General features: G+C 66.7%; 19 protein-coding genes and 1 tRNA gene. 6 read left to right on the forward strand and 14 right to left on the reverse strand.

Going from position 1 to position 21,862, the window contains the following annotated elements; all coding sequences use genetic code 11:
- Window positions 1-26: 26 nt before the first annotated feature.
- Both LOS78_RS07730 and LOS78_RS07735 read left to right on the forward strand, forming a co-directional pair.
- Window positions 27-905 (forward strand): YihY/virulence factor BrkB family protein, encoded by an 879-nt coding sequence (locus tag LOS78_RS07730; protein WP_028711741.1) that lies wholly within the window; start codon window positions 27-29, stop codon window positions 903-905.
- Between the two features lie 71 nt (window positions 906-976).
- On the forward strand, window positions 977-1,369 hold the full coding sequence (locus LOS78_RS07735; RefSeq protein ID WP_230377876.1) for a GFA family protein: 393 nt from the start codon (window positions 977-979) through the stop codon (window positions 1,367-1,369).
- 29 nt (window positions 1,370-1,398) lie between these two features.
- Here the strand turns inward: LOS78_RS07735 and LOS78_RS07740 are convergent, their stop codons facing one another.
- The 4 genes from LOS78_RS07740 to LOS78_RS07755 all read right to left on the reverse strand — a co-directional run bounded on the left by LOS78_RS07740 (window position 1,399) and on the right by LOS78_RS07755 (window position 4,803).
- Window positions 1,399-2,031: a LysE family translocator gene (locus LOS78_RS07740; protein WP_230377877.1), complete on the reverse strand. Its 633-nt coding sequence runs from the start codon at window positions 2,029-2,031 to the stop codon at window positions 1,399-1,401.
- 235 nt (window positions 2,032-2,266) lie between these two features.
- Window positions 2,267-4,048 carry a histidine kinase dimerization/phosphoacceptor domain -containing protein gene (locus LOS78_RS07745; protein ID WP_230377878.1) on the reverse strand — a complete coding sequence of 594 codons (1,782 nt, stop codon included), beginning with the start codon at window positions 4,046-4,048 and terminating at the stop codon, window positions 2,267-2,269.
- A 9-nt stretch (window positions 4,049-4,057) separates the two neighbouring features.
- On the reverse strand, window positions 4,058-4,651 hold the full coding sequence (locus LOS78_RS07750; protein WP_028711744.1) for an RNA polymerase sigma factor: 594 nt from the start codon (window positions 4,649-4,651) through the stop codon (window positions 4,058-4,060).
- A 5-nt stretch (window positions 4,652-4,656) separates the two neighbouring features.
- Complete coding sequence (locus tag LOS78_RS07755; RefSeq protein ID WP_019352327.1) at window positions 4,657-4,803, reverse strand: NepR family anti-sigma factor; 147 nt, start codon at window positions 4,801-4,803, stop codon at window positions 4,657-4,659.
- Between the two features lie 93 nt (window positions 4,804-4,896).
- Between LOS78_RS07755 and LOS78_RS07760 the strand changes: the two genes are divergently transcribed.
- Window positions 4,897-5,700 (forward strand): response regulator, encoded by an 804-nt coding sequence (locus LOS78_RS07760; RefSeq protein WP_028711745.1) that lies wholly within the window; start codon window positions 4,897-4,899, stop codon window positions 5,698-5,700.
- Window positions 5,701-5,805: 105 nt separating this feature from the next.
- Here the strand turns inward: LOS78_RS07760 and LOS78_RS07765 are convergent, their stop codons facing one another.
- The 10 genes from LOS78_RS07765 to LOS78_RS07815 all read right to left on the reverse strand — a co-directional run bounded on the left by LOS78_RS07765 (window position 5,806) and on the right by LOS78_RS07815 (window position 18,146).
- A complete protein-coding gene (locus LOS78_RS07765) occupies window positions 5,806-6,780 on the reverse strand; it encodes a nitronate monooxygenase family protein (protein ID WP_230377879.1) in 975 nt (324 codons plus the stop codon).
- Between the two features lie 73 nt (window positions 6,781-6,853).
- Complete coding sequence (locus tag LOS78_RS07770) at window positions 6,854-7,909, reverse strand: aldo/keto reductase (protein ID WP_230377880.1); 1,056 nt, start codon at window positions 7,907-7,909, stop codon at window positions 6,854-6,856.
- 23 nt (window positions 7,910-7,932) lie between these two features.
- Window positions 7,933-8,025, reverse strand: a tRNA-Sec gene (locus tag LOS78_RS07775).
- A complete protein-coding gene (gene selB, locus LOS78_RS07780) occupies window positions 8,026-9,957 on the reverse strand; it encodes a selenocysteine-specific translation elongation factor (protein ID WP_230377881.1) in 1,932 nt (643 codons plus the stop codon).
- Window positions 9,958-9,976: 19 nt separating this feature from the next.
- Window positions 9,977-10,885, reverse strand: coding sequence for a formate dehydrogenase accessory protein FdhE (gene fdhE, locus LOS78_RS07785; protein WP_230377882.1), 909 nt, complete (start codon window positions 10,883-10,885; stop codon window positions 9,977-9,979).
- A gap of 24 nt (window positions 10,886-10,909) precedes the next feature.
- Entirely contained in the window at window positions 10,910-11,596 is a 687-nt protein-coding gene (locus LOS78_RS07790) for a formate dehydrogenase subunit gamma (RefSeq protein WP_028711750.1), read from the reverse strand.
- Window positions 11,596-12,594, reverse strand: coding sequence for a formate dehydrogenase subunit beta (gene fdxH / locus LOS78_RS07795; protein WP_028711751.1), 999 nt, complete (start codon window positions 12,592-12,594; stop codon window positions 11,596-11,598). Before fdxH ends, LOS78_RS07790 begins: the two co-directional genes overlap by 1 nt.
- Window positions 12,591-15,674 carry a formate dehydrogenase-N subunit alpha gene (gene fdnG / locus LOS78_RS07800; protein ID WP_256451360.1) on the reverse strand — a complete coding sequence of 1,028 codons (3,084 nt, stop codon included), beginning with the start codon at window positions 15,672-15,674 and terminating at the stop codon, window positions 12,591-12,593. Before fdnG ends, fdxH begins: the two co-directional genes overlap by 4 nt.
- 157 nt (window positions 15,675-15,831) lie before the next feature.
- Complete coding sequence (locus LOS78_RS07810; RefSeq protein ID WP_051476375.1) at window positions 15,832-16,908, reverse strand: hybrid-cluster NAD(P)-dependent oxidoreductase; 1,077 nt, start codon at window positions 16,906-16,908, stop codon at window positions 15,832-15,834.
- Window positions 16,908-18,146 (reverse strand): aromatic ring-hydroxylating dioxygenase subunit alpha, encoded by a 1,239-nt coding sequence (locus LOS78_RS07815; RefSeq protein WP_028716417.1) that lies wholly within the window; start codon window positions 18,144-18,146, stop codon window positions 16,908-16,910. Before LOS78_RS07815 ends, LOS78_RS07810 begins: the two co-directional genes overlap by 1 nt.
- A gap of 594 nt (window positions 18,147-18,740) precedes the next feature.
- Here LOS78_RS07815 and LOS78_RS07820 point away from each other — a divergent pair.
- The 3 genes from LOS78_RS07820 to mnmE all read left to right on the forward strand — a co-directional run bounded on the left by LOS78_RS07820 (window position 18,741) and on the right by mnmE (window position 21,861).
- Complete coding sequence (locus tag LOS78_RS07820; RefSeq protein WP_230377885.1) at window positions 18,741-19,187, forward strand: CopD family protein; 447 nt, start codon at window positions 18,741-18,743, stop codon at window positions 19,185-19,187.
- A 126-nt stretch (window positions 19,188-19,313) separates the two neighbouring features.
- Window positions 19,314-20,585 carry a transcription termination factor Rho gene (gene rho, locus LOS78_RS07825; RefSeq protein WP_028711757.1) on the forward strand — a complete coding sequence of 424 codons (1,272 nt, stop codon included), beginning with the start codon at window positions 19,314-19,316 and terminating at the stop codon, window positions 20,583-20,585.
- Between the two features lie 16 nt (window positions 20,586-20,601).
- Window positions 20,602-21,861, forward strand: a complete 1,260-nt coding sequence (mnmE, locus tag LOS78_RS07830) for a tRNA uridine-5-carboxymethylaminomethyl(34) synthesis GTPase MnmE (protein ID WP_230377886.1) — start codon at window positions 20,602-20,604, stop codon at window positions 21,859-21,861.
- Window position 21,862 lies beyond the last annotated feature (1 nt).

Below are 21,862 nucleotides of genomic sequence, written 5' to 3' on the forward strand. Positions count from 1 at the left end.
GGAACGCAACCGATGAGGACGGAACCTTGATCAGGGATTGGTGGCAGTTCATCCTGGCGGTCTTCGAGCGGATGGACAAGATCCACATGAGCCTGATCGCCGCCGGGGTGGCGTTCTACGCCATGTTCGCGGTGTTTCCCGGACTGGCGGCGCTGTTCGCGCTGTGGGGGCTGTGGAACGACCCGCAGGTGATCGAGCAATATGTCCATACCACGGACGGCTTCATCCCTCCCAGCGCCGCCGACATCATCTATGGCCAGATCAGCGCGCTGGTGGCGGCGGGGCGCACGCAGCTGGGCTGGACCACGGCGATTTCCTTCATCATCGCCACCGTCTCGGCCCGGGCCGGGGTGGACGGGCTGATCCGCGGGCTGAACGCAGCCTATGGCGTGCGCTCGCATTCCACGGTCATGGGGTTCCTGCTGGCCTATGTGCTGACGCTGGTCATCGTGCTGGTGATCGCCCTGGGACTGGCCACGATCATCGTGGTGCCCATCGCCTTCAACTTCCTGCCCGACGTGCCGCTGCGCAACTGGCTGATCGGCGCGCTGCCCTGGATGGCGATCTTTTTCATCGTGCTGGTGGTGATCGGCATCCTCTATCGCTTCGGGCCGAACGTGAAGACGCCGCGCACGCCGATCTTCACCTGGGGCTCGCTGTTCGCGGCGCTGGCCTGGGCGGCTGTCTCCTACGGCTTTTCCGCCTATCTGACCAGTTTCAACAGCTACAACCGCATCTATGGCTCGATCGGCGCGGTGATCGCGCTGCTGATGTGGTTCTATCTGGGCGGCTTCACCGTGATGCTGGGGGCGCTGATCAACGTGGAGCTGTCCCGCCGCCGCCGCTTCGTCGCCGCGAAGAAGCTGCGCCAGGCAACGCGGAAGAACCGGACATCGGGAAAGTGAGAACGCCGACGCGGGCCAGCAGGGCGCGCAGCCCGGATTCCGCCAAGCCCGATCCTGAGGGAGGGCGCAGCATGGAACGATTCATCGGCGGCTGCCTGTGCGGCAGGGTGCGGATCGTGGCATCGGGCCGGCCCTGGCGGGTCGGCCTGTGCCATTGCCTTGATTGCCGCAAGCATCACGGCGCGCTTTTCCATGCCTCGGCGGTGTTCCCCCGGCAGGCGGTGACCGTCGAGGGCGAGACCCGCGACTATGCCGGGCGGTTCTTCTGCCCTCGCTGCGGCTCCTCCGTGTTTTCGCGCAGCGGCGACGAGGTCGAGCTGCATCTGGGGGCGCTGGATGCGCCGGACCAGCTGAAGCCCAGCTATGAGCTCTGGACCATCTGCCGCGAATCCTGGCTGCCGCCCTTTCCGCTTGCCCGGCGATACGCGCGCGACCGCGACGCCGCCAGCCGCTTCGAACCCTAGCCTGCGCGCGGGCCCCGTCTGCCGGAAGGTCAGCGGCGGCTTTCGGCCATCATCCGCAGGGCAAGCCCCGCCAGGACCGTGCCCATCAGCCAGCGCTGGACGACCAGCCACAGCGGACGCCCGGCCAGAAAACCCGCGATGCCGCCCGCCGCCAGCGCGATGGCCGCGTTCACGCTGACGCTGATCGCGATCTGCGTGCTGCCAAGGGCCAGCGACTGCGCCAGCACGCTGCCCTGGCCGGGGGTCACGAACTGGGGCAGCAGGGACAGATACATCACCGCGATCTTGGGATTGAGCAGGTTGGTCAGGAAGCCCATGGCGAAAAGCCTGCGTGCGCTGTCCCGGGGCAGGTCCTGGACCTGAAAGGGCGAGCGGCCGCCCGGCCGCACCGCCTGCCAGGCCAGCCAGAGCAGATAGGCCGCCCCGGCAAGCCGCAATGCGTCATAGGCATAGGGCACCGCCATGACGAAGGCGGTGATCCCGAAAGCCGCGCAGAGCATGTAGAACACGAATCCCAGCGCCACCCCGCCCAACGAGATCAGCCCCGCCAGCGGCCCCTGGCAGATCGAGCGCGAGACAAGATAGACCATGTTGGGACCGGGCGTCAGCACCATGCCCAGCGACAGGAGCGCAAAGGCCAGCAGATTCACGGGATCGGGCATGCGGTTTCCTTTCCGGGCGCCCAGCCGGCGGACGGGAACCGCGGCGCGTCACCGAGACGCTAGCAGGCGGCAAGGCGGGTGGCAACGGCCGGTGCCGCGCGCCTCATCCGGCCGCCAGAGCGGGCAGGCGGCCGCATGATTCCATGCGGAAACCGCGCCCCGAGCCTTGTCGCGTGCCTTGGCGCGGGCGGATCGGGCCGCCGATCCCTTCGCGATCCTTGCGCGATCGCCGCCGCTAGTGGCGCGCGCCGGGCCGCGCGGCCGAGGTCAGCACCACCCGCGGCATCTCGGCATGGTCGCGCTTGGGCAGGTGTTCGACCCGGAACCGCAGCCGCAACAGGAAGCGGCCGTCGCCGGTCTCCTGCTCGGCCTCGCCTTCCAGCTGGGTGGCGAAGGCCTCGATCAGCTGGCTGCCGAGGCCCGTGCCCTCGGCCAGCGTGCTGGCGCCGATGGAGTTCTCGACCTCCAGCACGGCATGGGCCGGCCCGTCCGCACGCAGCGACACCCGCACCCAGGGTTCGGCATCCGGGCCGGAAGCACCGGAATATTTCAGCGCATTGGTAAAGGCCTCGGTGGCCAGCAGGGTCAGCGGCACCGCCTGATCGGGCATCAGCACCAGCGGTTCCAGGCGGGTGTCGATGCGCAGCCCGGCGCCGGGCCCGACCGAGGCGTTGGTCATCTGGTTGATGATGTCGCGGATCAGCCGGTCGGCCTCGACCGAATCCAGATGCTCGGCCTGGTAGAGGTTGCGATAGATCGTCGCCAGCGAGGCCACCCGGTCCTGCACCGAACGCAGCACCCGCCGGGCATCGTCGTGGTCGATCACCCGGATCTGCATGTTGATGATCGAGGCGATCAGCTGCAGGTTGTTCTTGACCCGGTGATGCACCTCTTTCAGCAGCACGGTCTTTTCGTTGACGGCGGCCTCCATCGCCTCTTCGTCGCGGATCAGGATGCGGGCCATGTTGTGGAAGGTCTGGCTCATGTCCTCGATCTCGGCGGGCGCGTCGGCCAGCACCGGCGGCGGGGCCGAGCGGTCGCCGATGGCGAAGCGGCGCATCTGGCCGCGCAACTCGCGGATATGGCGCAGCACCAGCCGGTAGACCGCGAAATAGGCCACCGCCAGCGAGGCGGCCCAGAGGATCAGCGGCAGGATCAACGCCGTGCGCCGGGTGATGTCGATGCCGGTGATGCCGGATTCGGCGCGGTTCCACGACCCAAGCGCATAGACCAGCCCCGGCACCACCGGCACGACGCTGAACACCCGCCGCTCGCCCGAGTTCGAGAGATCGCGGAAAGTGGTCTCGCTGCGCGACAAGAGCGAGGGCAGGGACTTGCCGCGCGGCAGCACCTCGGCGATGTCGCCCGCCCCCTCGCGGTCCGAGGAGATCACCTCGCCCTGGTTGTTGAAGGTCAGGATGCGCGCGCCCTCGGTCCCCAGCCCCGAGACATGGGTCGAGCGCAACAGGTCATGCGACATCGAGACGGCGATGAAGCCCAGAAGCTCGACCCCGCGATAAAGCGGCTGGATCACCACCACCACCGACTTGCCGGTGACCGGCCCGTCCTCGCTGGTGGTGACCAATGTGCCGGGACTGTCGATGAACTGCTGAAAGGCGGATTCGCCGGTCAGGTCATGGACCCCGCGCACCGAGGAACATTCCGTCACCCCGTCCAGCCGGGTGAAGCCGGCATAGACGAAATTCACCGTGCGCTGCACCAGGCCGCGCATGATGTCGGAACAGGCCTGCGGCCGGTCCATGGTTTCCAGCACCGCCGGACCCAGTGCGTCGGCGGTGCCGAGCGCGCTTTGCAAGAGCGCGCGCTCCCCGGCGGCGGCGGTGGCGGTGCGGCCCAGCAGCGCGATTTCCGAGGAGCGTTCGTATTCGCGCGACAGGTGCAGGGTCTGGATGACCGAGATCAGCCCGATGGGCAGGATCGCCACCGACAGCAGGCCGCCCAGCCGAAAGCCGAGGCCCTTGGTGAATTCCAGCTTGTCCAGCAGGCGCCGCAGCACGACGGCATCTCAGCGCAGGATCGGGGTGTTCTGCGCCATCACCGCCAGAGTGGCACGGTCGGTCATCTCCAGCTCCTCCCCCTCCTCAAGCTGCAGCAGTTCGGCCAGCCGGCGGCGGCCGCGATTGGCGCGCGACTTGACGGTGCCCACGGCCACGCCGGTCATCGCCGCCGCTTCCTCGTAGGAAAAGCCCGAGGCCCCGACCAGGATCAGCGCCTCGCGCTGCTCGTCGGGCAGCTGCTCGAAGGCGGCGCGGAAATCGTTCAGCGCCAGACGGCCGTCATGCTCGGGGCGGGTGGCCTGCCGGGCGGCGTGGACGCCGTCGGTATCGCTGACCTCGCGCCGGGTCTTGCGGCGCGCGGAATAGAAGGTGTTGCGCAGGATGGTGAACAGCCAGGCCCGCAGATTGGTCCCGGGCTGGAACTTGTCGATATGCGTCCAGGCCTTGACGATGGTGTCCTGCACGAGGTCGTCGGCCGAGGCCCCCTCGCGCGTGAGCGACAGCGCGAAGGCGCGCAGCGCCGGCAGGTGCTCGACCAGTTCGTCCCGAGGATCGCCATGGGCCTCGGGGCGGGCGGTTTGCGCCGCTTTGCGATCGGTCATTCAGCTCACTCCTGCTCGCGCAATTTGTCGAGCAATTGCAAGAACCTGTCCGGAATCTGCTGCGTCGCGTCCTGTTCATAGACCCGGCGCAGATTCTCGTCGATCTGCTTTTCTATGGCTGCTCGCCTGCGTTCCTCACGCCTGGTATTCATTTTTTAGTTATTCCCGGTAATCTTGTGCGCACCTTGCCTAACCGTTACCTATCCGATCAGGTTCCGACACACGACGCTTTTTTCGAGGTAGCCATGACCGCAGCGGATCTTGCCCAGTCCATCAGCCGGGAATTGCCCTATCTGCGGCGCTACGCGCGTGCGCTGACCGGCAGCCAGACCGCCGGCGACAATTACGCAGCCGCCACGCTGGAGGCGATCCTGACCGACCGCAGCCTGATGGACGGCGAGGACACCCGAATCGGGCTGTTCCGCACCTTCCATGCGATCTGGCAAAGCTCGGGCCAGCCGGTCGAGCTGGAAACCCAGACCCCGCGCGAGGCTCGCGCCCAGGCGCATCTGCGCGGGCTGACCCCGAATTCCCGCGAGGCGCTGCTGCTACGCACCATCGAGGAACTGCGCTACGACCAGATCGCGCAGATCATGCAATGTCCGCAGGACGAGGCCGAGGAGCTGGTGCAGATCGCGCTGAACGAGATGGGGCAGTCGCTGACCGGCAAGGTCATGGTGATCGAGGACGAGACCATCATCGCCATGGACCTGAAGGGCATCGTGCAGGCCATGGGCCACGATGTCACCGGCATCGCCCGCACCCATGCCGCCGCCGTCGATCTGGCGCATCAGAAGCGCCCCGACCTGATCCTGGCCGATATCCAGTTGGCCGACGGCTCCTCGGGCATCGATGCGGTGAACGAGCTCTTGCGCGACATGGGCGACATTCCGGTGATCTTCATCACCGCCTTCCCTGAGCGGCTGCTGACCGGCGACCGGCCCGAGCCGGCCTTCCTGATCTCGAAGCCCTATTCCGAGGAGCAGGTGCGTTCGGCGGTCAGCCAGGCGATGTTCTTCGCCACCACCGAGGGGCTGGCGGTCAGCTGAGTCCTGGGCGCCGGTTGCGGCGTCGCCGGGGGTATTTGCAGAGCAAAGAAGCCGCGGGCCCTGGGCGCGCGGCTTCTTGAGTATTTGGGAAACGGTGAAGCGCGCTCAGTCGGCGCAGAGGCGGCGGCGGGCGGCGGCGTATTCCGTGGCCAGGCGGTCGATCAGTTCGGCGGCCGGGGTCACGGATTTGACCACGCCGATGCCCTGGCCCGAGCCCCAGATCTGGCTCCAGGCCTTGGGTTTGCCGCCCGAGGTGGCCTTGTCGAAATCCATCGCCGTGGCATCGGCCGTCGCGAGGTTTTCCGGGTCGAGCCCGGCCGCGCGGATCGAGGGCGCGAGGTAATTGCCCGAGACGCCGGTGAAGAGCGAGGAGGTGACCACGTCCTCGGCCCCGGAATCCACGATCATGCGCTTGTAGTCGGCGGGAGCGTTGGCTTCCTCGGTGGCGATGAAGGGGCTGCCGACATAGGCCAGGTCCGCGCCCATGGCCTGCGCCGCCAGCACCGCCCGGCCGGTGGCGATGGCGCCGGAGAGCAGCAGCGGGCCGTCGAACCAGGCGCGGATTTCCTGGACCAGGGCAAAGGGCGATTGCGGGCCGGCATGACCGCCGGCGCCCGCCGCGACCGCGATCAGCCCGTCGGCGCCCTTTTCGATCGCCTTGCGGGCGAAGCTGTTGTTTATCACGTCATGCAGGGCGATGCCGCCGCAGTCATGCGCGGCCGCGTTCACTTCGGGCCGGGCGCCCAGGCTGGTGATCCAGATCGGCACCTTGTGGCGGTGGCAGATCTCGATATCGCGCTGCAGCCGGGCGTTCGAGCGGTGCACGATCTGGTTCACCGCGAAGGGTGCGGCCGGGCGATCGGGATTGGCCTGGTTGTGGCGGTCGAGTTCCTCGGCGATGCGGGTCAGCCAGGCGTCGAGCAGCGGCGGCTCGCCATCCTTTTCGCGGGCGTTCAGCGCCGGGAAGCTGCCGACGATGCCGGCCTTGCATTGCGCGATCACCAGATCGGGCCCCGAGACGATGAACATCGGCGAGGCGACGACGGGAATGCGCAGGTGGGCAAGGATGGGCGGCAGCATGGTTTCTCCTCCGGTCGGGTCGCGGGCAGATTGCCCGCCGCCGGCGGCGCTGCCAACGGTTCCGTCGCGTCGGCTAATAGGGCATGGGATGGGCGCGGTGCAGCTGGTCGATGCGCCGCAGCGCCTCGTCGGACAGCACCAGGTCCAGGCCGGCGAGCAGGTGGTCGAGCTGCGCTGCATCGGTGGCGCCGATGATCGGGATCGACGGGAACGGCCGCTGCCGGGTGAAGGCGATGGCCATGTGGACCGGGTCCAGCCCCAGCTCGGCCGCCAGCTTCAGCCAGGCCGCGACGGCGGCGATGGCGCGGTCGGTGCGGCGGCCGCCCAGGTTGCCCAGGCCGCCGGTTTCGACATCGACCGCCGCCCGGCTGCCCGGCGGGTTGCCGCCGTCCTGGTATTTGCCGGTCAAGAGCCCCGCCGCCAGCGGCGAATAGGCAAGCAGCGTCACCCCCTCATTCACCGCAAGCTCGGCCAGGTCGGTGTCGTAGGCGCGGTAGAGCAGGGAATATTCATTCTGGATCGCCGCGACGCGGGGCGCGCCCAGCCGCTCGGCCGTGTCGATCCAGCGCGCCGTGCCCCAGGCGGATTCGTTCGACAGGCCGAAGGCGCGGATCTTGCCGGCCCGGTGCAGATCGGCCGCCGCTTCCAGCACATCCGCCATATGCGCCAGCGTCGCGGCACGGTCCTGCTGCGAGGGGTCGTAGCGCCAGTTCTGGCGAAAGGCGTAGCTGCCGCGCAGCGGCCAGTGCAGCTGATAGAGGTCGATATGATCGGTCCTGAGCCGTTTCAGCGAGGCGTCGACGGTCCGGCGCAGGATGGCGCCGTCATAGCCCTCGGCCCGGACGGTGCCGCTGGGGCCGGTCACCTTGGTGGCGATCTGCACGCGGTCGCGGCCACCGCGCGCGGCCAGCCAATCGCCGATGATCTCCTCGCTTCGGCCGACGGTCTCGCGCCGGACCGGGTTCACCGGATACATCTCGGCCGTGTCGAAGAAGCCGATCCCGGCGGCCAGCGCCCGGTCCATCTGGGCATGGGCCTCGGCCGCCGGGGTCTGGTTGCCGAAGGTCATCGTGCCCAGGCAGACCCCGCTGACCCGAACCTGGCTGTTGCCGAGCGTCATGCTGTTCATTGCCGTCCTTTCGTCACATCCGGCGGAAGAGAGTGGGAGTCGAACCCACCCGGGACAGGCTCACTGCCCCAACCGGATTTGAAGTCCGGCCGCCCCACCGGGGACGCTTCTCTTCCCTAGTCCTGACCGTCCGGCCTGTCCGGGGTGAACAGGTCGATCCGATGCGGGTTGATGCGACGAAGATCGCCGCGACGCAAGGTCAGACCGAGCCGGTCGAAGAAGTCAAGGATCTGGATCGCCACCTTGCGGCCGTTCTGCACCCGGTCGCGAAAGGCCGGGGCGGTGAACCAGCCGTCCGGCGCCTGCGCGGACAGCTCGCGGATGATGCCGACCATCTCGATGGTGGTGGCGCGGGCGAAGAAATGGTCATGCGCGATCTGGTCGATGCGGCCCTGCCGGGCGGCCATGCGCATCATGCGGCGCAGTTCGGCCTCGTCCGCGCCGAGTTCGTGGGCAAAGTCGCGCACGCGCGGCGGGCGGAAGCGTTCCTCGCCCGAAAGCCGCGGCAGGATGCGATCCAGCAGCGCCTCGTCCTCGGGCGAGAGGCGCGGCAGGTGGCCGGGCAGGCGGATGAAGGCGCCGTCCAGCGCGATGCGGCCCGCCGCCGCCTCGGCGCGGATGAAGGCGGCGAAATCCGGCTTGGACAGGCGCGGGACGAGCGCGAGCCGCAGCTTTTCCCGGCCCAGCCCCTGAAGATCGGCGTTCTCGGCATGGAAAGCCGCCAGTTCCGCCTGCATCCGTTCGCGCAACGCCTTGAGCCGGGCGGGGGCGAGCGCCTGCCGCGTGCCGGGAACGATGGCGATGCCAGAGGCGGCGGCGGCGCGCGCCAGCCCGGCGGGCGGCAGGGCGCGGTCGCGGGCGAAGGCGTCGAGGTCGATCAGCGCCAGCCCGGCCAGCGCCGACAGCGCCTCGGCCGGGTCGGGCAGGGCCATGGCGCGCAGCGCGGCCAGCCGCTCGGGCCGGGCGCGGTGGCGGGCGGGGGCGCGCAGGTCGATCAGCCGCCCGCCGCCGATGGTGCGCCGGGCCGAGACGTCGCGCAGGATGAAGCGTTCGCCCAGCGTCGCGGCCAGCGGGCGGTCGAGGACGAGCTGCGCCAGCCCTTCGCCGCCCGGCGCCAGCGGCCCCTCCAGCGGCACGATGCGGGCGCCGGTCTCGGCCGCGCCCAGATGCAGGCGGGCGGGGAACCATGTCGCCAGCGGCCTGGGCTCGCCGTCCAGCACGCGCAGGATCACGTCGATGCGCTGGGTGGGCGCGTGCAGCGCCGGGTCCAGCGCCATGTCGCCGCGATGGATCGCCTCGCGCGTCACGCCTTCGCCGGCGAGGTTCAGCGCGCAACGCTGGCCGGCAAAGCCGGTTTCGGCCTTGCGGTTCTGGGCGTGGATGCCCCGCACGCGGGCCGGCAGGCCGGAGGGACTGAGGACGATCTGGTCGCCCGCCGCGACCCGGCCCGACAGCACGGTGCCGGTGACCACGGTGCCCGTCCCGGCCAGGGTAAAGCTGCGGTCGATGGCCAGGCGGAATCGCGCCTCGGTGGCGCGGGCGGCGGTCTGCGCCTCGGCCTGCACCAGCGCGGCGCGTAGGGCGTCGATGCCTGCCCCGGTCAGCGACGAGACCGGAAAGACCGGCGCGCCGGCAAGGCCGGTCGGGGCCAGCAGCTCCGCGATCCGGGCGGAAAGCCCGGCGATGCGGTCGGGCGGGGCCAGGTCGGATTTGGTCAGCGCGACCAAGCCGCGGTTGATGCCCAGAAGGTCGAGGATCGCCAGATGCTCGCGCGTCTGCGGCATGATGCCGTCATCGGCGGCGACCACCAGCAGCGCCAGGTCGATGCCGCCGGCCCCGGCCAGCATGGTATGGACGAATTTCTCGTGCCCCGGCACATCGACGAAACCGGTCACGGCGCCGCCGCCCAGATCGGCATAGGCGAAGCCCAGTTCGATGGTGATGCCGCGGGCCTTTTCCTCGGCCAGCCGGTCGGTCTCGATCCCGGTCAGGGCCCGGACCAGCGCCGTCTTGCCATGGTCGATATGCCCCGCCGTGCCGACGATCATCGCCCGCGCCGCGCCGCCGTCAATAGCCGGTCAGGAAGGGGTCGAAGCCGCCCCGCTTCCATTCGGTGTCCCGCATCATCAGGTCGAGGCCCAGGCTGGCGACGTCGTCGGCGATGGGTTCCAGCGAGGGATTGCGATTCTGATACAGGATCTTGACCCAGCTGCCGCATTCGCGGCAGACCTCGGCCTTGACCGTGGCCTCGCCGGTCTCGACCGAGCGATAGGAGATGCCCTTGGTCGAGCCGCAGCAGAGGCATTTCACCCGCACCTCGTTCCACAGCGTCTGACAGGTAGCGCAGGCGCAATAGCGCGCCCCTTCGGCTCCAAGGCTTTCGGTGACGAGGCTGGTGGCCGGGCGGCCGCCGCAGGCCGGGCAGGTGCCGGTGCGGATCGGCACCAGTTTTTCGGCGTCCAGCGCAGCCGCCTGCATCGCGGCATGGACCTGCAGGGCGGCGGCGGCGAACAGATGCGGGGCGACGCTGTCCTCGGGGATGGTGTCGGTCAGCACATTGCCCATCACCCAGTCCAGATCCGCGGGCTCGGCCGCCTGCAAGGCCCCCAGCGCCAGCCGGGCGGGCTCGGGCATCTCAAGCGAGGCGAGCCGCTCCAGCAGCAGCGGCAGCGCCTGCGCCAGCCCGTCGCGCATGGCGTTGCGGTCCAAGGGCGGCATGCGGCTGGCGCGAGCCAGTTCGATCCGCTCGGGCGGCGGCGCCTCGGGGCGGGGCAGGTCGCCGACCAGACCGGCCTGCGCCCGGCAGATCCCGGCCAGAAACCGCAGGTAGGGGGCAAGGTTCGGGCTGTGCCCGGCCAGGAAATCGAACCGCTCGGCGCGGGTCGAGAACAGCGCCGCGGGCTCGGGCAGGCGCGCCAGGGGGACCTTGGCGACGCCGCCGATCATCGCGGGATCGGGATTCAGGGCGGTGGACATGGCTTCCTTTCGGGTCGCTTTGGCCTACTCTGCCGGGCCGCCTCCCTCGCGTCCAGCCAGTTCGCGCAGCCATTTGCGATGGTGCCGCCAGGCCCAGCCGCCGGTCACCGTGCCGCGCGTCATGGCACGGATGGTGCCGCGGGTCCAGATCGCCGCATAGACATGCAGGATGAAGGTCAGGATGATCGCCACCGCCGCCAGCGCATGGATCAGCACCGCCCAGCGCCGCACCGCGATCGAGACCAGATCGGGGAAATATTGCTGCCAGATCATCACGCCCGAGACGATCAGCACCACGATCAGCACCGACATGGCCCAGAAGACGAATTTCTGCCCGGCATTGTATTTGCCCAGCTCGGGCAGCTTTTCCTCTTCGCCGCGGACGACCTCGCCGATATGGCTGACCCAGGTGCGGTCCTCGGGCCGGGGCAGGTTCAGCCGCCACATCTGCAGGAACAGCAACAGGAAGCTGAAGAACAGCAGCACGCCCACGAAGGGATGCAGCCAGCGCGTCATCTGCCCGCCGCCGAACAGCCCGGTCAGGAAGTAGAGCGCCGGGTGAAACAGCGCCAGCCCCGAAAGCAGCAGCACGATCAGGCTGGCCGCCGTCACCCAATGGTTCAGCCGCGTGATGCCGCGATAGCGGCTGACCGTGACCGGATGGCGGCTTTCGATATGGTCGCCCGGGGCCGAGAACATCCGTTTCGGCATCACAGCACCTCCCTTCCCGGCGGGACCGGGGGCTCGCGGCCCTCGACCAGTTCCTCGGCATGGCTCTCATCCTCGGCCGAGACCTTGTTGGCGCGCGTCATCAGCCCGTGCAGGACCGAACCGATGGCCGCGGCGCCGATGGCGGCCAGGCCCAGCGTCTTGGTCACGCCCTTCCAGCCCTCGACCACCGGCGAGATGCGCGGCTGTTCCGGCAGGTCGGAATAAAGCGAGGGCTGGTCGGCATGATGCAGCACATAGAAGACATGCGTGCCGCCCACGCCCTGCGGATCGTAGATGCCGGCATTGTCGTAGCCGCGCGACTTCAGGTCCTCGACCCGCGCCTCGGCATGGGCCAGCATGTCCTCCTTGGTGCCGAAGACGATGGCCTGGGTGGGGCAGGCCTTGGCGCAGGCCGGGCCCTGGCCCACCGCCACGCGGTCCGAGCACAGCGTGCATTTGTAGCTGACATGGGTTTTCTGGCTGATGCGCGGGATGTCGAAGGGACAGCCGGTCACGCAATAGCCGCAACCGATGCAGTTCTCGTGGATGAAATCCACGATGCCGTTCGAATATTGCACGATGGCGCCGGGGGCCGGGCAGGCCTTGAGACAGCCCGGATCGGCGCAATGCATGCAGCCGTCCTTGCGGATCAGCCATTCGAAATCCCCGGTCTGCGGATTCTCGTATTCCGAGAACCGCATCAGGGTGAACATGTCGGGCGTCAGGTCGTGCGGATTTTCGTAAAGGCCGACGTTTTCCTCGATCTCGGGATAGGTGTCGTTCCATTCGGCGCAGGCCGATTGGCAGGCCTTGCAGCCGATGCATTTCGACACGTCGATCAGCTTGGCCACCGGCGTCAATTCGCGCGTCGGCGGCGGCAGGTCGGGCATGGCCGAGGCGCGGACGACGTCGCCCGGCCCCAGATTGGCCTGCATCGGCTGCACCGGCGGATTCGAGACCGCCGTGCGCGGGCTGTCGAGGTTCGGGTCCGTTGTCATGACACGGCCTCCCCTGTCGCGGGTTCGATATTGACCAGGAACGCCTTGAATTCGGGCGTTTCCACATTGGCGTCGCCGACAAAGGGCGTCAGGCTGTTCGGCCCGAACCCCTTGCGCGCCGCGCCCATGAAGCCCCAGTGCAGCGGGATGCCGATGACATGGACCAGCCTGTCGCCGCATTGCATCGGCTTCAGCCGCCCCGTTACCAGAGCCTTGGCCTTGACCTCGCCCCGCTTGGACCAGACCCGCACCCAGCCGCCCTGCCGGATGCCCTTTTCGGCGGCCAGCTCGCGGCTGATCTCGACGAAGAATTCCGGCTGCAGGGCCGCGTTGATGCGGTTGTGCTTGGTCCAGTAATGGAAATGCTCGGTCAGGCGATAGGAGGTCGCCGCGATCGGGAATTCCTCGCTGGTGGCGAACTGCTCGGCATCGCTGGCAAAGACCCGCGCCACCGGATTGCCGCGCATCTGCGGGTTGAACACGTTGGCCAGGGGCGACTCGAACGGCTCCATATGCGTCGGGAAGGGGCCGTCGCGCATCATGCCGCGGCTGAACAGGCGCGAGACGCCTTCCTGGTTCATGATGAAGGGGCCGACCTCTTCCGGCCTGGCGGTCGGCGCGATGTCGGGCACGTCATAGCCGGTCCATTTCTCGCCGTCCCATTCCAGAAGCTTGCGCGAGGGGTCCCAGGGCCGGCCCTGCAGATCGGCAGAGGCGCGGTTGTAAAGGATCCGCCGGTTCAGCGGCCAGGAGAAGGTCCAGTTCGGATAGGCGCCGGTCTCGTCCGGGTCGGCATTGTCCCGCCGGGCCATGTTGTTGCCGTCCTCGTTCCAGCAGCCGGAATAGATCCAGCAGGCGCCCATGGTCGAGCCGTCGTCGCGATACTGGCTGAAGTTCAGCAGCTGCTTGCCCTTGGCGGTCAGCAGTTTCGTCGGGTCGGCGGAGTCGTAGACATCCTCCAGCGCCCGGCCGTTCATTTCCTTGGCCAGTTCCTCGGGCGAGGGCTCGTCGGGGTCGGCATAGTCCCAGGTCAGGTTCAGGATCGGGTCGGGGAAGACGCCGCCCTCTTCCTGATAGAGCTTCTTCACCCGCAGGAAGATCTGCGCCATGATCCAGGTGTCATGCCTGGCCTGGCCGGGCGGCGTCGCCGCAGACCAGTGCCATTGCAGCCAGCGCCCGGAATTGACCAGCGCGCCGTCATCCTCGGCAAAGCAGGACGAGGGCAGCTCCAGCACCTCGGTCTGGATCGAGGCGGTATCCACGTCGTTGTGTTCGCCGTGGTTTTCCCAGAAATGCGCCGTCTCGGTCTCCAGCGGATCCATCACCACCAGAAGCTTCAGCCTGGACAGGGCCGAGGTCACCTTGGCGCGGTTGGGGAAGGCCAGCAGCGGGTTGAAGCCCTGGCAGAAATACAGGTTCACCTGGCCGGCATCCATCAGCTCGAACATGCGCAGGATGTCATAGGTCGGCACGTCCAGCTTGGGCAGGTAGTGATAGGCCCAGTCGTTCGCGGCCGTGGCGGTGTCGCCCCACATCGCCTTCATGAAGCTGACCATGAACTTGGGATAGTTCTGCCAATAGCTGGTCTGGCCCGGCCGCAGCAGCTTGAAGCTGCGGCTGGACATGTAGGTCTGCCAGTCCGGCTCCTTCTCGGTCGGGATGTTCAGATACCCGGGAATCAGGTTCGACATCAGCCCGATATCGGTCAGGCCCTGGATGTTCGAATGGCCGCGCAGCGCGTTCATCCCGCCGCCCCGGACGCCGATATTGCCCAGGATCAGCTGCAGCATGGCCATGCCGCGGATGTTCTGCGCACCCTTGGCGTGCTGGGTCCAGCCAAGCGCATACATCGAGGTCATGGTCTTGTCGGGCGCCGAACATTCGCCGATCATCTCGGCGATCTTCAGGAAGCGGTCCCGGGGCGTGCCGCAGACCTCCTCGACCAGCTCGGGCGTATAGCGCGAGACATGTTCCCTGAGCAGGTTCCAGACACAGCGCGGATGCTCCAGCGTCATGTCCACGGCGGCAAAGCCGTCCTCACCGATCACATAGTCCCAGCTCGACTTGTCATAATCGCGCTTTTCGGGGTCGTAGCCGGTGAACAGCCCGTCGCTCCAGCCGTATTCATCCTTCACGATCAGGGGGGCGTTGGTGAAGTGGCGGACATAGTCCCATTGCACCTTGTCATTCTGGATCATCCAGTTGATCAGGCCCATCAGGAAGGCAATGTCCGAGCCGGGCCGGATCGGCGCATAATAGTCGGCCACCGAAGCCGTGCGGGTGAAGCGCGGGTCCACCACGATAAGCTTGGCGCCGCGGGCGGCCTTGGCCTCGGTCACCCATTTGAAGCCGCAGGGATGGGCTTCGGCGGCATTGCCGCCCATGACGACCACGAGGTCGGTATTCTTGATGTCGGTCCAGGAGTTGGTCATCGCTCCACGGCCAAATGTCGGGCCCAAACTGGACACCGTGGGGCCGTGTCAGACGCGCGCCTGGTTGTCGAATCCGACGATCCCCATGGACCTGACCACCTTGTAGGTCAGCCATGCGGTTTCATTGGTGGTGGCCGAGGCAGCCAGGAAACCGGTGGTGGTCCAGCGGTTGACCGGCACGCCGTCGTCGTTGGTCAGCACCATGTTGGCGTCGCGGTCGTCCTTGAGCGCGCGGGCGATCTTGTCCAGCGCCTCTTCCCAGGAGATCTCCTCGAAGCTGGCCGCGCCGGGCCGGCGGATGCGCGGCGTGGTCAGGCGCGTCTCGGCATTGACGAAATCCTTGAGCGCCGCGCCTTTCGGGCAAAGCGTGCCGCGGTTCGTCGGATGGTCGGCATCGCCTTCGATATGCATCACCTTGGCCTCTTCGCCGGCCTTCAGGTCGCCGTTCGAATAGATGATGATGCCGCAGGCCACCGAGCAATAGGGACAGGTGTTGCGCGTCTCGGTCGTCGAGGCCAGCTTGAAGGCACGCACATGCGCCTGCTCCGCCGCCTCCGCCCCGCCGAAGCCCATGGCCCCGAGCGATGTCGCCGCGACACCCGCGCCCGCCAGTTTCAGGAAACCGCGCCGCGAGAGGTCGATGTTCATCGTGCCCTCCTTTGCCTGTCATATCGATAGGTACGCGGTCAGGATTGCGCGGTATGGTAGCTCTGTCAAGCTTGGCACGAAAAAGGGGCGGACCCTTCCGGCCCGCCCCTTTTCCCATAAAAACCCAGGGTCTTTGCCAAGCTGCGCCCCTGGCCCGTCAGACCTCGACCGAGACGGCGCCGATGGGATGCGAGCAGCAGGCCAGGATATAGCCTTCCTCGATATCCTCGTCGGTGATGCCGCCGTTATGGACCATATGCACCTCGCCGGCGGTCTTCCTGACCTTGCAGGTGCCGCACAGGCCGAAGGTGCAGCCCGAGGGGATGTTCAGCCCGTTGGCCTTGGCCACCGCCAGCACCGTGTCGGTCTCGTTGCATTTCGCCACCACGCCCGAGCTTTCGAAGGTGATCTGGGCGGCGCTGTCCTCGTCCGGGACGACGTCGTCCAGCACCGGGGCCTCGGATTCGTTGCGGATCGGGGCGCCGAAGCTTTCCTGGTGGTAATGGTCCATGTCGAAGCCGAGCGCGATCAGCATGTCGCGCACCGCCTGCATGAAGGGCTCGGGCCCGCAGCAGAACACCTCGCGCTCCAGGTAGTCCGGGGCCATCAGGCCCAGCATGATCTGGTTCAGCCGGCCGCGATAGCCGTGCCAGGTGCGGAACGGGTCGGAATCCTCGACCGTGAAGCGCAGCTGCAGGCCCGGCACCCGGTCGGCCATGCCCTCCAGCCGCTGGCGGAAGATGATCTCGCTGGGGCTGCGGGCGGCATGGACGAAGACGATGTCCGGCATCTCGCCCGAATCCCAGGCCCAGGTGGTCATGGACATCACGGGGGTGATGCCCGAACCGGCCGAGATGAACAGGTATTTCGCCGCCTCGTGCCGCACGAAGGAGAATATCCCCGCCGGCCCGAAAGCCTTGAGCCGCATCCCCGGCCGCAGGTGGTCGATCATCCAGCGCCCGCCGACGCTGCCCGGCTGCGCCTTGACCGTGACCGAGATGGACAGCGGCCGCGACGGGCTGGAACTGATCGTATAGGTGCGCTGCACGTTGCCGCCCGGCACCGGCAGGTCCAGGGTGACGAACTGGCCGGGCTGATAGTCGAACCAGGCGCCCGAGGGGGCGCGGAAGGTGAAGGTGGCGGTGTCCGAGGTCTCGGGCACCACCATCACGCATTCCAGCGGCTCGTCGTCCTTCCACGGCTTGTCGCCGAATGCCTTGACCAGGACCGCCATTATTCCGCAGCCATCGCCGGGGTCGGGGACAGGCGATCCAGCATCTGCCGCACATACCAGTCGACGAAATGGATCACACCCTCTTCCTGGTTGGGCGAATAGGGGCCGGGCTCATAGGCGGGGGACAGGATGCCCTTCTGGTTCTCCTCGACCACGCGGCGGTCCTCGTCATTGGTGGCCAGCCAGACCTCGGTCAGCTTCTGCAGGTCGTAGTCCACGCCCTCGACCGCATCCTTGTGGACCAGCCATTTCGACGTCACCTCGGTCTCGGTGGGCGAGATCGGCAGCAGGCGGAAGACGATGGCATGGTCGGGCAGGAAGTGGTTCCAGCTTGACGGGAAGTGATAGAACATCAGGCTGCCGGCATCGTTCCACGGGATGGTGCCCATGCGCCGGTTCACCGCCGCCTTGGTGGACATGGTGAAGCTTTCGGCATTGTTCAGCAGCGGCACCCGGGCGAAGCGCCATTGCATCCCCGGCTCGTTCACGAAACGCGCCGGCAGGCCGGCCTTGTCGCAGCGGTCCCAATGCGACAGGATCTCGGGCGAGGCGGCGTTCGGCCCCTCCATCACCGTCATCAGCGGGTTGTCGGAATAGGTCCGGCAGAGCGAGGGATGGCTGCCGCCGCAATGGTAGCATTCGCGGTTGTTTTCGATCACCAGCTTCCAGTTGCCCTTCTCTACGATGGTCGAGGTGAAGGCGACCTTGGCATTCGACAGGTCGCTGGCGCCGACGTAATCGCGCAGATAGCTGCCAAGGCGTTCGAAATCCGGCGGGTTGTCGGCCAGGCAGATGAAGACCATGCCGCCCTCGGTCCGGCAATGCACCGGCTTCAGGCTGTATTTCGAGGCATCGAAATCCGGCCCCATGTCGCGGGCAAACAGCAGCTTGCCGTCCAGGTCGTAGGTCCACTGGTGATAGGGGCAGACCAGCTTGGGCGAGGAGCCGTTCTGCTTGGGGCAGAGCCGCTGGCCGCGATGGCGGCAGACATTGTGGAAGGCGCGGATCTGGCCGTCGGCGCCGCGCACGATCACCACCGGATATTCGCCGATCTGCAGCGTGGCGTGGTTGCCGGTCTTGGGGATGTCGCAGGAGGGAATGGCAAACAGCCATTCGCGATACCAGAGATTCTCCAGATCGGCGTGAAAGACGCCCTCGTCGCAGTAGAGGTCGCGGCTGAGCGAGAAGTTCTTCCGCCGGTCGGCGAGCTGGTTCAGGATTTCGACTGTGTTCAGCATGGCTGGATTCCGCTGGCTAAGGGACGTGCTGTCCCCAGGAATGCACCCGTTTTCCGACTCGCAATTCTTCAAATGCGACGCTCGGATGACGGAAACGGACATCGGCCGGTTTCGCAGGCCCTCCGGGACGACGCGGCTCCGTCGCCTAGGGGCCTTCTGGACGGCTACGGGGCCGGCCCGGCCGGCGCCGACCGGACAGGGCGGGCATAACCTTGTGGATAAGCGCGGGCGACTCGGGGGGCGTGGGCTGTGGAGAGCCGGGCCCCTTTCTCATCGCCGTGGATCACCCTGCCGGACGGGATGCGAACAAAGCCGGTTTCTCCACATGTTCAAAATCTGTCAGGAATTGCCCCCAAGCTGTGGAAAAGAAAAATTTTCACAAACTTATCCACAGGGTGCATCCGGTTACTGTGCTGTTTTAACGCCTGTTTTTCGTTAACGGATGGTTAACGCGGTTTTTTTCCCCAGCAAGCCGAAGGTGGGGAAATCCGGCGTGGAACAGGGATTTCCCGTCATCCACAGGCCCAACCACAACATCATCCTTTCTTTCTCTTCATTCTTTTTTGATAGAGGAGAGGTCGCTGGAGGTGCCTCATGACCGATTTCCTGGCTCTTGCTTACCCGTGGATCAAAGCCCTGCATGTGATGGCGGTGATCTCGTGGATGGCCGGGCTGTTCTATCTGCCGCGGCTTTTCGTCTATCATGCCGAGCGCGGGCATACGGGCCAGGAACCGGCGCAATCCTTCCGGATCATGGAGGACAAGCTGCTGCGCATGATCATGCGGCCGGCGATGATCGTCACCTGGATCGCCGGGCTGGCGCTGGTGCTGACGCCGGGCATCGTGGACTGGACGATGATCTGGCCGTGGAGCAAGGCGGCGGGCGTCCTGGCGATGACCTGGTTCCACCTCTGGCTGGCCGGCCAGCGCAAGGCGCTGTTGCGCGGGCAGGGGCTGAGCGGCCGGCGCTATCGGATGATGAACGAATTGCCGACGCTGTTCATGGTGGTGATCGTGCTTTCGGTGATCGTGAAATTCTAGGAAGAATTGACTCTCGCCCGGATTCTGCCTATGTGACGCGCATCCGCCGTCCGGCGGGAATTTTCCAGACACAGTTTCCAATGCGCGCCGATCCTGCGTCGGGCAGCGCGCGCCCATAGGCTAGACATGACCGAAGAACGCCTCAACCTGTCCGATCTCAAGGCCAAGAGCCCGGCCGACCTGCTGTCCATGGCCGAGGAATGGGAGATCGAGAACGCCTCGACCATGCGCAAGGGCGAGATGATGTTCTCGATCCTGAAAGAGCATGCCGAGGAAGGCTTCGAGATCGGCGGCGACGGCGTCCTTGAGGTGGTGCAGGACGGTTTCGGCTTCCTGCGCTCGACCGAGGCGAACTATCTGCCCGGCCCCGACGACATCTATGTCAGCCCCGACATGATCCGCCAGCATTCGCTGCGCACCGGCGACACGGTCGAGGGGGTGATCCGCGCCCCGGGTGAGAACGAGCGCTATTTTGCCCTGACCAAGGTCGAGCGGATCAATTTCGAGCATCCCGAAAAGGCCCGCCACAAGGTCGCCTTCGACAACCTGACGCCGCTTTATCCGAACGAGCGGCTGAAGATGGAGATCGAGGACCCGACCATCAAGGACCGTTCGGCCCGGATCATCGATCTGGTGGCGCCGATCGGCAAGGGCCAGCGTTCGCTGATCGTGGCGCCGCCGCGCACCGGCAAGACCGTGCTGCTGCAGAACATCGCCCATTCCATCGAGAAGAATCATCCCGAATGCTACCTGATCGTGCTGCTGATCGACGAGCGGCCGGAAGAGGTCACCGACATGCAGCGTTCGGTGAAGGGCGAGGTGATCTCCTCGACCTTTGACGAGCCGGCGAGCCGGCACGTCGCGGTTTCGGAAATGGTCATCGAAAAGGCCAAGCGTCTGGTCGAGCATAAGCGAGATGTTGTGATCCTTCTGGATTCCATCACAAGACTTGGTAGAGCCTTCAACACCGTGGTGCCGAGCTCGGGCAAGGTCCTGACCGGCGGCGTCGATGCGAATGCGCTGCAGCGGCCGAAGCGGTTCTTCGGCGCGGCGCGGAACATCGAGGAGGGCGGCTCGCTGACCATCATCGCCACGGCGCTGATCGACACCGGCTCGCGCATGGACGAGGTGATTTTCGAGGAGTTCAAGGGCACCGGCAACAGCGAGATCGTGCTGGACCGCAAGGTTGCGGACAAGCGCGTCTTCCCGGCGATGGACATCCTGAAGTCCGGCACCCGCAAGGAAGAGTTGCTGGTCGATGCCAAGGACCTGCAGAAGACCTATCTGCTGCGGCGCATCCTGAACCCGATGGGCACCACGGATGCGATCGAGTTCCTGATCTCGAAGCTGAAGCAGACCAAGACCAACAGCGAATTCTTCGACTCGATGAACGCCTGACGGCGCGGAGGATGCGGTGGATACGATCTTTGCCGAGGCGACGCCGCCCGGGCGAGGGGGCGTTACCGTTGTCCGCCTGAGCGGACCGAAGGCGCGTGCCGCGCTGGAATCACTGGCCGGGCCGGTTCCGGCGCCCAGGGTTGCCGCCTTGCGGGCACTGCGGGAGGGCGAGGATCTGATCGACCGCGCCCTGGTCCTGTGGTTCGAGGAGGGTCGCAGCTTTACCGGCGAGGAAGTGGCCGAACTGCATCTGCATGGTGCACCGGTCATTGCCAACCGGCTGGCGCAGGCGCTTCTGAACCAGGGATTGCGGCGGGCGGAAGCGGGCGAATTCACCCGGCGGGCCTTTCTGAATGGGCGCATCGACCTGGCCGAGGCCGAGGGACTGGCCGATCTGCTTTCCGCCGAGACGGAGGCGCAGCGCAAGCTGGCCATGCGCGGGACGGAAGGCGAACTGGCCCGAAAGGCAGAGGCATTGCGGGCGGGTCTGATCCGCGCCGGTGCACTGATCGAAGCCAGCATCGATTTCGCCGATGAGGATGTTCCCGAGGATGTCCCCGCCGAGGCCTTTGCGCTGATCGAGGCGATTCGGGAGGATATCCGGCAGATGCTGGCCACATATCCAGCCACCGAGCGGTTGCGGCAGGGTTACGAGGTGGCGATCATCGGTCCGCCGAACGCCGGAAAATCCACATTGCTGAACCGGATCGGGCAGCGCGACATCGCTTTGGTCTCCGAGATTGCCGGGACGACCCGGGACATCCTCGAACTCCGTGCCGATCTTCGCGGTCTGCCGGTCACTTTCCTGGATACCGCAGGTCTGCGTGAAAGCAACGATCCGGTGGAGGCGATGGGGGTGGCGCGGGCGTTGAAGCGGGCCGCCGAAGCGGATCTGCGGATCCATCTTTCTGTCGATGGCATTGCAACCGACGCGGTGAAGGAAGACGATATCGTGCTCCGCTCCAAGGCGGATCTCGGGCAGGGTCCGGGTCTGGCGATCTCGGCTCGGACCGGAGAGGGGGTCGCAGAGCTTCTGGATATGGTCTATGATCGCCTGCGGATCAGGGCTGCCGATTCCGGCCTTGTGAGCCATAAGCGGCAGGCCGAAGCCTTGCAAAGAGCATGGCTGGCGCTGGATGTCGACAGGAATGACGCACCGGAATTCCTTGCGGAAGCACTGCGCCAGGCGATTCAAGGACTGGCCATGATGGTGGGCCGGGTCGGGGCCGAGGATTATCTGGACGAGATCTTCAGCTCGTTCTGTATTGGAAAGTAGG

The organism is Paracoccus sp. MA (genome assembly GCF_020990385.1).
Lineage (GTDB): Bacteria > Pseudomonadota > Alphaproteobacteria > Rhodobacterales > Rhodobacteraceae > Paracoccus.